The organism is Ruegeria sp. BB5 (assembly GCF_056539405.1).
This window is the reverse complement of the sequence record NZ_JBQFUX010000001.1, coordinates 580,053-594,414: the sequence shown is the minus strand read 5'-3', so window position 1 is coordinate 594,414 and position 14,362 is coordinate 580,053. Positions and strand designations below refer to the sequence as shown.

Sequence of the window (14,362 nt, the reverse complement as noted above, 5' to 3'; positions counted from 1 at the left end):
TGTCAGCATTACTCCCGACCAAAGGCGCGCAACCGGGTGGGAGATAAACCGATATGCCAGCTAATACAGAACTACCTTCGATTACCGGAAAAGTCCTGGAACTAAGCGGGGACCCGGGATCCTTCGACCATAACGCTCATGATTTCGACATCCTTCGCGAGGCTGTTCTTGCAGCAGGTCTGGACGGAGCTTTGGCCGACCCCAACGCCGATCTGACCGTTTTTGCGCCGAAAGATGCGGCATTCATCGGATTGGCTCAGGCTTTGGGCTTTGAAGGGTCGGACGAAGCCGGAGCGATCAATCACATCGTGAAAGCTCTGACCCTTTTAGGCGGAGGCGATCCGATTCCTCTGCTGACCGAGATTCTAACCTATCACGTCGTCGATGGGTCATTCACGAAACAAGAGGTCGTCAGTTTGGGTGACGGTGCGGCCATCGAAACGCTGCAGGGTGGTGAAGTGGAACTGAACCTTTCCAGCATGCCACCCAGCCTGGTCGACGCGGACCCGGGAATCGACGATCCAGGTCTTGTCGGATTCGACGTTCCCGCCTCGAACGGGATCATCCACGTTTTGGATGGGGTTCTGCTGCCGGTATCCGTGACCGGCATCCTTGGCCAGAAGAATACAGATTTCATTCTGGGAGATGACTCGGACGAATTCCACTTCACCGGTCGTGGCAAGGATTTTGTGCATGGTGGTGGCGGAAATGACGTCATCGGCGCCGGTCGCGGTAAGGATATTGTTCTAGGTGGTGATGGCAATGACACCATTTTCGGCGGTCGTGGCATGGACATTCTGCGCGGCGATGATGGGAACGACAAAATCTTTGGCGGTCGCGGCAAAGACCTGATCGATGGCGGCGCTGACGATGACTTTTTGGTCGGCGGCCGTGGGCGTGACACCTTTTTCTTCGAAGAAGGCGACGGAGAAGATACCATCCTCGACTTCGAGATCGGCAAGGACAAGATCGACCTCAGCGGCTACGACGGTATCGACAGCTTCGAGGATATCGAAGACCACATCGAAAGCGGGTTCTTCCGCACCACAATCGAGTTGGGAGATGGCGACAGCATTGACCTGCTTGGCGTTGGAAACAGTCAACTGTCGGAAAGCGATTTTATCTTCGCGTAAACGAAAAAGCCCGCCATCTAAGGCGGGCTTTCTTTGCTTGGGTCCGTCTCAGACGTTGCCCAGCATCCCTTTTTCACGCGCCAATTCGCGCATTTTCTTTTGGAGCTTCTCAAACGCACGAACCTCGATCTGACGAATACGCTCGCGGCTGACATTGTACTGCGTACTCAGGTCCTCCAGCGTGACGGGCTGATCCATCAAGCGGCGCTGAGTCAGGATGTCCTTTTCCCGATCATTCAGGACTTCCAGAGCAGCCGCCAGAAGCTCGCGCCGGGCGTCCAGCTCGTCGCGGGCTTCGTAATCGCCAGCCTGATCGGCATCCTCATCCTCAAGCCAATCCTGCCACTGCATGGTGCCTTCGCCTTCGGACCCAACAGTCGCGTTCAACGAAGCGTCGCCACCGGACATACGGCGGTTCATGCTGATGACTTCTTCTTCGGTCACGCCCAGATCATTGGCGATCTGCTTGACGTTCTCGGGACGCAGGTCGCCTTCTTCCAGCGCACCAATGCGTGCCTTGGCCTTGCGCAGGTTGAAGAACAGCTTTTTCTGCGCGCTGGTCGTGCCCAGTTTCACCATGGACCACGACCGCAGGACGTACTCTTGGATCGAGGCGCGAATCCACCACATGGCATAAGTCGCCAACCGGAAACCTTTTTCCGGGTCGAACTTTTTGACAGCCTGCATCAGGCCCACGTTGGCCTCGGAAATCACCTCGGCCTGCGGCAAACCATAACCGCGATAGCCCATGGCAATCTTAGCTGCCAATCGCAGATGCGATGTGACCATTTTATGAGCCGCTTCAGTATCTTGCTCTTCGACCCAACGCTTCGCCAGCATGTACTCTTCTTCCGGCTCCAGCAGCGGAAACTTGCGAATTTCCTGCATATAGCGGTTCAGGCCGCCTTCTGGCGTCGGCGCGGGGAGATTTGCGTAATTTGCCATGATTCATGTCCCTCCGACAAATGTTTAATTCGTTAACATGGGATATGGGAGGTCGTCCCAATCCGTTCAAGAGGTACCGTTAACAGTTTGGAATTAACGATAGATAAAGGAAACCAAAGAAAGTCTTAATCACGTAACTTTGCGCATTATGTCAGCGGTGCGCGAAGCTGTTCAATCAGTTTCTGCATATCTTCGGGCAATTCGGCCTCAAACCGCAGGTTTTCACCAGTTACCGGGTGTTCAAAACCCAACACAGCGGCGTGGAGTGCCTGCCGCGGAAAGGCTCTCACGGCCTCGGCTGTGGTCGCGCTGAACGCCTTGGCGGCCAGTTTTCGCTTGCCGCCGTAAACCGGATCGCCCACCAAACCGTGCCCGGCATGGGCCATGTGTACGCGGATCTGGTGCGTGCGCCCGGTCTCCAACCAGCATTCGATCAAAGCCAACCCTGCTGGTGATCCAAAAACCTCAACCAGACGTGCCCGCGTCACCGCATGACGCCCGCCATGAAACAGCACCGCCTGCCTTTGCCGGTCGGTCTTGTGCCGTGCCAGTTGCGTGGTCAGGCGCATGATGTTTCCGGGCTCGAAGCTGACGCCTTTGACACCGCGCAAACGAGGGTCATTCGCGTCCGGCACGCCGTAGCAAATCGCGCGATAGTAGCGCTCGACCGTGTGCGCCTCGAACTGCGCGGCCAGACCGTGATGGGCCGCATCGGATTTCGCCACCACCAGCAGGCCGCTGGTTTCCTTGTCGATGCGATGCACGATTCCGGGACGCTTGACCCCGCCTACCCCAGACAGGTCGTCACCGCAGTGATGCAGCAACGCATTGACTAATGTACCGCTCGGAGACCCCGGCGCAGGATGCACAACCATGCCCGCCGGTTTGTTGATAACGATCAGGTCTGCGTCCTCAAAGACAATCTCCAACGGGATATCTTCGGGACCAATATGGCTGTCCTCTGCCTCATTCACGGTAATCGCCACGGATGCGCCCTCGGCCACTTTGGCTTTTGGATCGCGCGCCTCGATGCCGTCGATCAGAACAGCGCCCTGATCAATCAGTCGGGCCAACCGCGTGCGCGAGAGGTTTTCATCGGCTGGCACATCCCGCGAAAGCGCCTTATCAAGACGAGGCGGCGGATCGGCCGCAATCTGAAATTCAATCTGGCGGGTGCCCATGACTGTCCCTTCCGAACCCCAAGAACCGCAGGAAACACCGCAGCTTCGCCTGCTGCGGAGAATGGTCATGTTGTTGACCGCGGTGATGATTGGCGGGGTTCTAGTGACATTCGCGCTGATTGTCATCCGACTATCGGACAGAACCCCCACCCTGCCCGATCAGATCGAGCTTCCAGACGGCGCCAAAGCACAGGCAGTGACAATCGGCAGCAACTGGTATGCGGTGGTGACCGATGACAACCGTATTTTGATCTTTGACAAAACAACCGGTCGCCAGCGTCAGGAAATCACCATCGAACGATAGGGTTCAATCCTCTAGCGCCATGCGAAAGACGATCTCGGACGCGCGGCGCAGGGCGTCATATTCCTCGGGCGTGTCGCGTCGGAATTTCTGGTCTTCTTCGTTTAGTTCAACCGGCTCAAACAGCCTTGGCCGGTCGGGAAAGAACTCTTGCTGGAATGTGACGTCTTGCTTGGTCAAATACTCATCCAGCCAGGCCCGCTCGTCCGGCTCCAGCACATCATAGCGCCGGATCATGACCGGATCACTGACCACGCGCCGACGCAGCTGGCGACTTTCCTTGCGCCCCATGGAACGTGAGACAATGCCAAATGCTTCGCTGGCCACACGCGACTGAGATTGGTTAGCGGGCCGTTTAGCCGCCGTGTCGTCCGGCAAAGGCACGCCTATGCGCGACATGAAATCATCCACGATATGGCCTTGGACCATCTGCGCGCGATCATACATCATCGGGACAATGGTAACGCCTGGAAAAGCCTGCCGGATTTGGTCCAGTTTCGCCGAAAAGGTGAAGATGCCAGGGTCATTCTTGATTTTCGCCAGCCTGTCCCGGACATATTCCGACGCGCTGGTGCCCATACGGCCATTCTTAGCGCGCTGCTTGTAGTCGGCTTCAAAGAAATCCGAGTAGCGGCGGCAATAGTAGGTGATCCTTAAGTCGCGAGAGGGGATTTCCGCGAAAACCTGTGCCAACTTGTTCAAATCACAGGAATAGAACATCTCTGAAGACACTAGGCAGGTCTGATCGCTGTGCGCCTCATACTCGGTTGCCATCAACGCGCGGAACGGGTCCATCGACTCATTGGTCTGATTGATGCGAAAGGCGATGATGTTGTGGCTGATCGCCAGACGTCCGCTCCCTTCCAACCGACGACGGCCCGCCTCAAGATAATGCAAGCCGACATCAGCCAGTGGGGCCTTGTTCTGACGCACATATGCCTGCAACGCAGTCGTGCCGGTCTTGGGCATACCTATATGCAGCCAGAGCATCACAGGCCTCCTGTTTCAAAGAGAATTTCGCTCATTCCCTGTGACTGGCGGCAAAGTCGGCCGTCATCTGCTGCATAAGGTCCTGCATCTCGGGCAGTGCGCGGAGGTCGGAAATCTTCTGCCTGTGCAGATCGCAGGACAAATGATGTAGCCGGGCCGTTTCAGGATCTGACAGCAACTCGTAAAAATGTTCGCGCTTGCGATCCAGGATGACATCGATCGAGCCATCTTCCTCGGCATTTTGGTTCATCATGTTCCAATAGTCCATGCCAAGGCTTTCCCCCAGATGGTGGGCCCGCCCGCGCATTTTCTTGACCAGGTAGCTTTCACAGGACTTCAGCGCATAGTGATTGACCTGCACCAGGTCATACCCAATAGAATCCCGCGCCGAGCGCCAGCTAGCGCTATAATACCGGTCCGGCATCAATTGTCCCGATCCATTGTACCAGTGGCAGTCATCCATGGTCTCGACCGTCGGGCTGTGCGGCCGGTGTACGCCCAATCTGTCCCATAGCTCGCGCTGGAACATGGTTTTGAAACCCCATGCCTGCGGCGGGCGGTATTTTATTTCTTCTGCTGCCCGCCGAAACTGATCCGACAAAAAACGATCTTCGTAACGGACGACGCCCGCATTCCCAAACAACCGCCATGTCATCGAGATCATCTTGGCGTCCGGAACAGCATCCGTTAACGCCCGCAGGGTGTTATCCCCTGTTTTGATGTTGATGTGTTCATCGGCGTCAATCACGATCACCCAATCCTGTGGGCGCGCGACCTCCATCTTAAGGAATTTTCTGTAGGCGCGCTTTTGGGGGCTGGTCTGACGGCGCGAATTATTGTCGACATGGGTCAGAATGCCCCTGTCATCCAACCGCGTCAGCAACTCATCGGTGCCATCGGTGCAGTCATTGGTCATCACCACTATTTGGTCGATGCCAATAGCCCGGTTATGGGCCACCCATTCCAGCACAAAGGGGCCCTCATTCTTCATGGGGGTTACGCTGACATAACGGGGGTCCTGATCGCTCATGAATAACTGCCCTGTAAGTTCCTTGATGACCCGAACCTTCTAAATTATTCGGTCGGATTTTGAAGGTAAACTAGGTGCTTTTCCATTCGCCATAAAGGGAAAATCCAGCGCATTCATTCACCTGCTCGTTTGAGTTGATTGGAAAAGCGTTTGAGGGTCGGGCAAAGCTCGTGTGCTCGCTTAAGGTATCTGCGGGCCTTTTTCTTTTTACCCTGTTGCAGGAGTATCCTTCCGGCTTCTCCTTGAATCGTGGCAGTATTGTCATCTTGATCCGCCGCCTGGATTATCTGGTTTTGCCCCTGCTCAACCGCACCGTTCCTTTCCAGATATTTCCCCATAGCAAAAATCAAAAACGGGTTATCCGGATCACATGCCAGGGCATCAGCCATCGCCAAACGACTTTGCGTGAAATCGCCGTCCAACTCATAAAGCTCTGCAAGACGCTTAAAATAGAAAGCACTGTCAGGGAAAGAGAATATGGTCTGTCGCGCCTGATCAATAGCCTTGTGCAAAGGCAGTTCACCTACACGAACTTCCAGAATTGATCGAAGGCTTTGATAGCCTGGCTCTTCCACTGAAAGTCGGGATTCCGGAGGGAGATGCGGGGATCTCGTCAACCCGTCACATAACATGGTAAGACGCTCCTGGTTAGACACAAGCCGACGCGCACGTTGATCAATCGCCAGCATCGACCAATCCAGCAGAATCAAATCCAGGTTACAGGGCAATCGCCCCAACACCTTTCGTTGTGCGATATGCGAATTGTAGTTGAACCAAGGACGCCGGATGGCTTTTAAAACTCTCCAATCCAGCGGGGGAAGAGCGCGACAGGCAATTTGATCTCGGTAGATCAACCTCGAACCAAAAACTATAACGTCAGGCCTCATGGGTTTAGCCCAAAATGCACGACTATAAGTTAGCGCGGCGGTCCAACGTTTTTTTTGCCCCCCAAGAATCCCGGCGTATAATGCTGTTGCGACGGCGTGATCCTCGGCCCAAATACCGGGATTTTCCAGTGCCTGCTCAGTTAATTCAAGCGCCTCTGATCTTTGCTTCAAGTAAAAGCAGTTCAGAGCTTGTAGTAATGGCAGAAAAGCGTTGTCTGCACCGGCCTCTAGCAAGGGCTCCACCAAGTTTTTTGCTTCTTCAGCACGATCCCCCGAATCCAACCCATGAAGAACAAATGAAGCCTTTGCATAAATGTGCGCCGCTTCGGACGGGTTCAAAAACCCCTCAGGTCCATTGCGAAGCCGGTCTATCATCTTCTCGTTGGCCGTTTTTACCTCTTCCTCGGTTAACACCTCGCGAAAAACCTTACGCTGTTGTCCTGATATTCGCGCGGCGGCCATCGAAAACGCCGATATAAACGGCGCTATCACCTGCTCTGCCCGCGACATAGTGTAGAGTTCCAAAAAGTCACGCTGCGACCGCGTCATTGCAGACAGGTCAGCGATATCAGAAATTCGCATCAAATGCGGAAACTTGCTTTTGAATCGCGAAATCAACTCAGGCTGATCGGAAAACATGATGGCTGTTTGCCCGGCGGTTTTCTCCAGATGCGCCTCGTACAGTTCCTCGGGTTCGATCTTGGCGGGCCAGGTTGTGTGTTTCCACGGCGAACCGTTCAGAATGTCGCCCCGTCGGATGTGATAGGCCGTCACCCCCTGCCCCGACAGCTTTTCATCCGCCCGGTCCATGATGGCGCGGATTTCGTCCGTAAAGCCGATCTGATGGATGAAATCCCGATACCGAGGGCGGATCGCTTCGATATCCTCCCAGGGAAAGGCCAGCACTTCGAACCCTTCCTCAACCACAACCGACCGGCCCGAATTGAGATGCGCGATCAGGCGGTCTGGGGTTTTGTCCCCCTGAAAGGTCCAGATTGGCAAAGCCTTGTCGCTGAGTTTTTCAAACGCCTTTGCACTGAGGAATTGCGCATCCATCCAATCCTGGGCAAACAGTTCCTGCGGATGATCCAGCTCGGGTGCATCCGATCCTTTCGGAAACCAATTGACCTTGTAAGTGGTGTCAAAATCCTCGGCCAGACGAATGCAGGTCAGCATCATCAGCAGGCGCGCGCCCATGCGGTCTTTGCGCTGGCCGATGAACACTCCTTTCGCAGGCGTCATTGGGACTTCTCTGCCTCAACCAATGCGGCGCGACGCAGTATGCGGAACTTATGGCGCGCCTGACCCACCAACTTTGGGTGACGTTCGCCTGCCTGCGCCTCAATCGCGCGCATCACCATCGGCAACCGGCGCCGTGCGCGCATCATCTGATAGAAATCACCTGCCTCAAGCGATCCGTCCATAGCCTTCTGCATGACGGGCTTGAGGATACCCAGCTTGCGCAACATAGGGGCTGCAAAATGGTTCGAAAACCATGTCTTAAGCAGCATGACATTTTCCCCCTTCAGCCGAGTGACCTGCTGCCGGTCAAGGTCGAAAAACGGGTCATAGAAGACATAGGCCTTACCCGCCTGCTTCACCGTCTGCGCGGCGTCACCATATGGCAGATCCCAATCCTGCACCCGCCCGAAACGATACCGCGTTTCCCACGGGACCAATCGTTCATCCAGTGACGTCTGAGGGTTAAATGCGATCACATTTGCGCCCGGGACCAATTCAGAAAAGGTCAGCGCCCCGAAGCCGCCCATCGAGGCCCCGGCAAAGACGACCTGGTCGAACTGATCGAAAAACCCTTCGGCTGCGCGATTCTGGAAATACGTGATGATCTCTGGATCTCGATACCAGGCCTTGGTGCGCGCGAATATCCCCATATGCGACCAGCCCTCATCACGAAAGAACTTCCAACCCCAGGGTTCACGCGCAAAGGACAGGTCGTTCGCATTGGCGATATTGTCAAAACTGACAACCAGTTGCGAGGCAGAGCGTTGATGAAACAGCACCGAATGGCGTTCCAGCTTTTGCAGGAAACCGGCCCCATCTCCACCAGGATAGAGTTCGACAAACCACGGCGGTGCAGGGTCGGTCAGAATACGTTCATACCCCGTCTTGCGGTCGGGGTGATCGGGTTTCAACTGCTCTTTCGAAAGGTCGTCTGCCATGATCTTCAGATAAGATTATCCGCCAGCCAAACCCGAAAATCCACCCAGTCAGGCCGCATTTTTATCTCGGCGACCTTGGCACGGTGCCAGTCACAGGCCTTTGCGTGCAGCGCGCCCAACGTTTCGTCCGCCTTCAGCTCTGCCAACAATGGCGCCGCGCGTCGTGCTATGGGCTGAATGGATTGGTCAGCTTCTTTGTTGGCATTCATGTCCTGCCAGTAGGATTGCCCCTGATCCACTTTGATATGGTTGGTCCTCCCCCGGTCTCGCTTGATCAGAAATCCGTCCAGCGATCGAACCGAGTAATGATGCAGGCGGCCAAGTGAATGATCGAACCCACGCCAAGCGCGCCAGCCCACCTTTTCGGCCGGAAACAGCTTGCCCCCGGCGTCAGACCAGGCAATCTCACTTTCCTTGCCTTCTTCCATACCCTTTGGGCGATGCGGGCCAAACCGGGTGAATTTGCCATTGTTGCGAAACAGGGTTTTAAGTCCAAACGCCCGGCTCGAATGGTATGGAAACTCCTGATCTCCCATCGCGAAGGTTTCGGTAACGGGCCTGTCTTCAAAGCTGATATTGCCGGAACTGCCAAACAGTTTCCACGCGAATGAAATCGCATCCACCTGCTGACCTGCACGGTTTTCGACCTCGGTGATCAACGCGTCAAAGCTGTTGTCGCCGTGGCGAATGTTCCAAAACTCATCCACATCCAGGCATAACAGCCAGTCCGCTTCCTTGACCTTAGGCTGACGCCGCGCCCGACGCAGCATCTGATGCTGTGGATTGCCCCCCTCTTTCACCTCGTTCGAGACATGGGTGGCCAACCCCAACTCCTGCAGTCGGCGGGCAATATCGTCGGTGCCATCGTCGCAATCGTTGGTGAAGATCACAAAGTGATCGACCCCCAATGTTTTATGAAACGCGACCCATTCCAGCATATAGGGGCCTTCGTTCTTCATCGTGGTGAATACGGTAATGGCCTGAGACATTAATACTTCCCGACTTGCGTTGACCTTCGTCATACACAACCCAGAAGGCGCGGGCGAGACAGGAATTGGAGTAATCAGCAATCCGGCACAAACTGGTGCAACTCTACCCCGATCCAAAGGGCCGATCGCCATGAATTAAGAAGAGAATGGTGCGGTCGAGATGCATTGAAGACTTGAACACGAGTACTTCTGACCGTTTCTGGCCGCTTCAAAAAGTCGTCTAACTTACTGAAAAATATAAAAATATGGTTTCATTTCGCCTCAGAGTGGTTCACTGTGTCTCACACTAAAAGGTGGACCATAGGGTGGACCAAATTCCAGCACTCAACAAGCTATCATCATTGCAAGTGAAGAACACTCAAACCGGCTAGTGCTTGGATGGCGAGAACCTCTGGCTGCCAAAAACGACGGTGATGCTGGCAAGTAGTGCTTCGGGTTCATGTCCACAGGCTTCGCAGAGGGATGGGTTTGGGTGCTCTGTCAGCCATAGCTCTAAAGATTCACGCCAAGAAGTAGAGAAATGGCGACCCGTAGCCCGTAAAGGCAAAGACCCCATCAAAGAACAAGAACGGATACGCCGGGAAGCTGCTTAGACCGATCACGCTTTGACCGTGGTCGCGAAAGAAACCTTCAGGAAATTAGAGAGAGGCGAATACGCCAGATCTCGCATCAGATCAAATTTCGAGAAGAAGCTTACGGGTTCTTTCTCCGAGTTGTTGCCGCCGGGTAGGCACTGAGAACGGACAAAGTAGGCCAAAAGCACAAAGGTTGAACGTCTGATGAACGAGCGCGCGGATCGATTTAAACCAGCAAAATGAAAAACTCAGGGCGTTCTAATGTATTTTTTACACCAACAGCCTAGTCTCAGTCACCATCCATACATGCAGTTTTTCAACCAATATTCGCCGCTCGACCTTCCGACATTTCAGCCATTTCGACGGCCTTGTCTATCAAGAACAACGCCTCCATCTTGGTTTTGGCTTTAAGCATAACTTCTTCGCTAACTTGGAAGCCAATTGGCCGACCTGAAGTGGTGTCACCGGAAATTTCTTTCAATGCCTCCGGAAGCGGAGCTCCCAACTGGTCCACGCTCAAATTAACTTGATTGTCGTAGATCACCAAGAACACGCCATTTCCCCAATAGGTCGCCACTTTACGCCCTTCCTGACTAGCTGACAGAACCGCTGTACCAGCTAAAGTCATGGCACTACGGAATTCACTGACCGTGCTCGTCTCATAGATTTGTTCGGCGCCTATACATTTCACCGCCACAAGCTTTGCAGCCATGGAGTGCATCGTTGAAAGCTGAATTACGTAGTTCTCAAATTCAGCTAACCCAATGAAACCGGGCAAATCTCCGAAACATTGCGGATCACTTAAGCGAACGTCCGGACTATTGCCAAAACACAACTCAAAATCCGCTTCAGCTTCCAGCACTTCGATTGCGGCTCTGCGTTCCGCTGCCATTCTATAGGCGTCAGACAACCTCTGCTTCAGATCAGAGAACTCAAAAGGCTTTGTAACGTAGTCCGTCGCCCCAACTCCGAATGCTTCGTCGATGTACTCTTTTTGCACCATGGCGGTCACCATGATAATAGGCGTGTAAGTGTACTCTGGTAATTTTCGCACTTCTTCGCAAAGAGTTATGCCGTTCATTTGCGGCATCTGCACATCCAGTAGCAAGCAGTCGAACGCTTCGTTAGGTCGTGACAGTATTTCAATGGCCTCTCGCCCACTTCTGGCGGTGACGACGTCCTTATAACCGAACGCGTCTAGAACTCTATCTAGCAACTCCAGGATGCTAGGATCGTCGTCTACAGCAAGAATACGCATAACTTTTCACCAACCTTTTACACCTCACCAAACGTTGGGCATTGCAGACTTCAGGCAACGGTTGGCTCGCGCATGATACACTCAGGGTTTTCTCATCCTCTCTTACGAAGACGGCAAAACGGTGACACAAGGTGGGCTTCCTTATGTCTGTGCATTATGTCTGTGCATTTTTTTTAACTTGCGCAATTCTTCCCGTGCGAGAGCGCATACTGAAAAGCAAATCCCTCCAATTCTTGATGCCATTTTAACTTTGCTCCTCTCAGCCGTCACGACTGCCTCGAAATACTATTGGATAGCGAAACCGCGCCTGATCCATTGAGAATTTGAAAGGAATACATAAGAGAAGCTGTATTTTTTCAAAATGTTGCCAGACATGGGGAAAAAAGTGGAACCTGCGGGAGAAAATAGAAGCCAAGAACTTTCTAAAGTTTTTGGTCAATTAGCGAAGGTAACCAAAGGAAGGGAGGAGATTTAGACACACCTATCCATCTATTCGGGCAACTACCGCATAGGGTTGTGGACTTGCTGAGTTGAATCTTGCCATAAGTGTGTCAGAAATATGAGTAAAATATGGACCAACCACTCAGGTATAAGCAGACATACCCGGTCCCGGAGGAGCTTCCGGAACTGACACCTGCTAACGGCACTTCAGGCGCACCAAATACTTTGGCGCGACTAGAAATATATGCTGCCAATAGCAGTCCGCCAATGCCACGTGGCAACATTGGCCATATTCGCGCGACTACACTTAATTTTCGCAATATTTCCGAGCATGGCACCCTTCTGACAAAATACCTTGAAACCAGAAAATCAATTTTCATTGACCAGTTAAAGTGGCAAGTTGGCGAAGCTGACGGGATGGAATTTGACCAATACGACACGCCAGCCTGTCGATGGGTTGTGTTGCATGAATTCGGTGAGGTCTTAGGAGGTGTGCGACTTCTGCCCACGACTGCAGAGTGCGGGGTATACAGTTATATGCTGCGCGACGCGCAAAGAGGTATCCTTAAAGGAATACCAACTGACGTTCTATTTATTGACGCCCCGGTAAAGCGCTCTGTTTGGGAAGCATCCCGTTTCTTCGTGGCAAAGGATGTTGCATCGTCACGCAGGCTTCCGGTTCAACAGGAGTTGTTTCACCAGATGACTACTGTCGCGATGGAAGGTGGTGCGACCAGCATCCTGGGCATCGTCCCCTCAGTCTGGGCACGGTGGTCACGGCGACTGGGCATCAATGCCTCGCCTGTCGGCGCAAAGTTTTCCATCGATGGCACCATCAGTCAGTCGGTTTTATTCAACATCCACAAGTAAATGGAACACCTCACCCACTAGATTGTCTTATTTACTCTTGGACGCCCGACTCATATTTCATTGCAACTAAGGTTGATTTTAAGACTATTGGGAAAACTCGGCTGTATTGCTTTTTCGTGGGGTTTCCAGAGTCGATGCTTAGACTTCCAACCGTTGTTCAATTCCGTAGTTTTGCGATCGTAGACTGCCCTTTAGCGCCAACAGATTGCCGAAAAAATAACGTTAAGAGAAAGCGACGCTAGTTCACAACAATAACTGGCAATTCGTTATTGAGGCCGTTGGCGCCAAATAAAGGTCAAGAAAAAGCCCCTTTCTACGAAGACTTTCTCCATTTTTGCCGCTGTTTCGGCCCACTCTCCTCATAAGTTTATCCCGTTATGAGGATATCGACGGTTCACCAGTTATGAGACATTCCACATTTGGCAGTGATCGGTTCCAAAGAAATTTAGAGCATCGAGCGCAAAGAAAGACCGCACTTACTGTACTGGCGGTTGATGATGATCCTGACATTTTGAAATTGCTCCAGTCAGCACTTCCTGAACTCGAAAACTGCAATGTGGCTGCTGCCAGTTCAGCTGATGAAGCGCTTGGGATGATAGAAGCAGCAGATTCCCCGTTCGACTGTCTGCTTGTTGACATTCAGATGCCTGGAACCTCAGGGATAGAGTTGCTTTCACAAATCCGAAACCTGCCGGAAAATCTGGAAACACCTGTCATAATGCTGACTGCACTGGATGACAGGCACAACATCGAGAAGGCATTTTTAGAAGGCGCGTTTGATTATGTAACTAAACCCTTCGACTTCTTTGAATTGCGCAGCCGTATGAACGCTGCTCATCTTCTGATGATGGAAAGAAGGAAAACCCAATCCTCATCGGCGTCGATAGAAAATCTTCGCAGTGAATTGGATTTCAACCAGAAATTCAATTTCAAGGATCCTTTGTCTATCGACGAGCAGGAACAATGCTTGGGGTATGTCGAATTCGATAACTATGTCGAGCAGCTTTCACGGAGGCGTCGATTTGACACCTGGGTCACCGCAATCAAATTTCGTGACGCCGAGTATCACTTTGATCTGAAGAATTTTGGTGATTTTCGGCGATCTGTTTCCGACATTGGATTCTGCATTGAAAGAACAACACAGGCTGCTGGAGGAATCTATTCCTATCGCGGGAGTGGCGCATTTCTCGTTGTTACACATGGGCGGGAACGCACCCAGAATATTCCGACCGAAGCTTTCCTAAACCAAGAACTAAGGACTGTTCTCAGCAACCGCTGCGCATCTGTCCATCTTAAAGTGGTGAAAGGTACACCGGTATCGCTTCGTTCTTTTACGAAGGTTGGAGCATTCGCCTCTTTGGACATGGCTATCAAAAAAGTGAATCATCGTGAGGCCAATCTCAGAAAGGGTCTGGTTACAACCTCTTCCACATTTTCAGAGCCCACACCGCATCGCAAAGAAATGGTCAACGATAGATTGTTTGATGTAGTCTTGCGTGAGCTGTACGGCGATAACACTTACCTCACTCGCCGGCAGTAAGCTAATTCTATCGCCGGGCCTGACGTCGATCAAAGGTCAGGC

The 14,362-nt window shown here is 52.8% G+C and carries 12 protein-coding genes; 4 read left to right on the top strand and 8 right to left on the bottom strand.

What is annotated here, in order from left to right:
- The first annotated feature begins 53 nt into the window (after positions 1–53).
- Positions 54–1,133 carry a fasciclin domain-containing protein gene (locus ACR0DL_RS02970; RefSeq protein ID WP_480687502.1) on the top strand — a complete coding sequence of 360 codons (1,080 nt, stop codon included), beginning with the start codon at positions 54–56 and terminating at the stop codon, positions 1,131–1,133.
- 48 nt (positions 1,134–1,181) lie between these two features.
- Here the strand turns inward: ACR0DL_RS02970 and rpoH are convergent, their stop codons facing one another.
- Both rpoH and ACR0DL_RS02960 read right to left on the bottom strand, forming a co-directional pair.
- The gene (gene rpoH / locus ACR0DL_RS02965; protein WP_170348370.1) at positions 1,182–2,078 is read right to left on the bottom strand and encodes an RNA polymerase sigma factor RpoH; all 897 of its coding nucleotides are present in this window, start codon (positions 2,076–2,078) and stop codon (positions 1,182–1,184) included.
- A gap of 146 nt (positions 2,079–2,224) precedes the next feature.
- Positions 2,225–3,259, bottom strand: a complete 1,035-nt coding sequence (locus ACR0DL_RS02960) for an RluA family pseudouridine synthase (RefSeq protein ID WP_170357934.1) — start codon at positions 3,257–3,259, stop codon at positions 2,225–2,227.
- Between ACR0DL_RS02960 and ACR0DL_RS02955 the strand changes: the two genes are divergently transcribed.
- Positions 3,258–3,563 carry a DUF6476 family protein gene (locus tag ACR0DL_RS02955; RefSeq protein WP_170348368.1) on the top strand — a complete coding sequence of 102 codons (306 nt, stop codon included), beginning with the start codon at positions 3,258–3,260 and terminating at the stop codon, positions 3,561–3,563. The genes ACR0DL_RS02960 and ACR0DL_RS02955 overlap by 2 nt on opposite strands.
- A gap of 3 nt (positions 3,564–3,566) precedes the next feature.
- Here ACR0DL_RS02955 and ACR0DL_RS02950 read toward each other — a convergent pair whose 3' ends face one another.
- The 6 genes from ACR0DL_RS02950 to ACR0DL_RS02925 all read right to left on the bottom strand — a co-directional run bounded on the left by ACR0DL_RS02950 (position 3,567) and on the right by ACR0DL_RS02925 (position 11,469).
- On the bottom strand, positions 3,567–4,550 hold the full coding sequence (locus ACR0DL_RS02950) for a hypothetical protein (RefSeq protein WP_170409435.1): 984 nt from the start codon (positions 4,548–4,550) through the stop codon (positions 3,567–3,569).
- A 31-nt stretch (positions 4,551–4,581) separates the two neighbouring features.
- Positions 4,582–5,580 (bottom strand): glycosyltransferase family 2 protein, encoded by a 999-nt coding sequence (locus ACR0DL_RS02945; protein WP_480687499.1) that lies wholly within the window; start codon positions 5,578–5,580, stop codon positions 4,582–4,584.
- Between the two features lie 113 nt (positions 5,581–5,693).
- The gene (locus ACR0DL_RS02940) at positions 5,694–7,523 is read right to left on the bottom strand and encodes a hypothetical protein (RefSeq protein ID WP_480687497.1); all 1,830 of its coding nucleotides are present in this window, start codon (positions 7,521–7,523) and stop codon (positions 5,694–5,696) included.
- 182 nt (positions 7,524–7,705) lie between these two features.
- Positions 7,706–8,647 (bottom strand): hypothetical protein, encoded by a 942-nt coding sequence (locus ACR0DL_RS02935; RefSeq protein ID WP_170348364.1) that lies wholly within the window; start codon positions 8,645–8,647, stop codon positions 7,706–7,708.
- A 5-nt stretch (positions 8,648–8,652) separates the two neighbouring features.
- Positions 8,653–9,636 carry a glycosyltransferase family 2 protein gene (locus ACR0DL_RS02930; RefSeq protein WP_480687495.1) on the bottom strand — a complete coding sequence of 328 codons (984 nt, stop codon included), beginning with the start codon at positions 9,634–9,636 and terminating at the stop codon, positions 8,653–8,655.
- A gap of 891 nt (positions 9,637–10,527) precedes the next feature.
- Complete coding sequence (locus ACR0DL_RS02925) at positions 10,528–11,469, bottom strand: response regulator (RefSeq protein ID WP_480687493.1); 942 nt, start codon at positions 11,467–11,469, stop codon at positions 10,528–10,530.
- A gap of 570 nt (positions 11,470–12,039) precedes the next feature.
- On the opposite strand from ACR0DL_RS02925, the gene ACR0DL_RS02920 reads away from it, so the two are divergent.
- Together ACR0DL_RS02920 and ACR0DL_RS02915 are read left to right on the top strand one after the other, a co-directional pair.
- Positions 12,040–12,780, top strand: a complete 741-nt coding sequence (locus tag ACR0DL_RS02920; RefSeq protein ID WP_480687491.1) for an acyl-homoserine-lactone synthase — start codon at positions 12,040–12,042, stop codon at positions 12,778–12,780.
- A 403-nt stretch (positions 12,781–13,183) separates the two neighbouring features.
- Positions 13,184–14,320 carry a response regulator gene (locus ACR0DL_RS02915; protein WP_480687489.1) on the top strand — a complete coding sequence of 379 codons (1,137 nt, stop codon included), beginning with the start codon at positions 13,184–13,186 and terminating at the stop codon, positions 14,318–14,320.
- Positions 14,321–14,362: the final 42 nt, after the last annotated feature.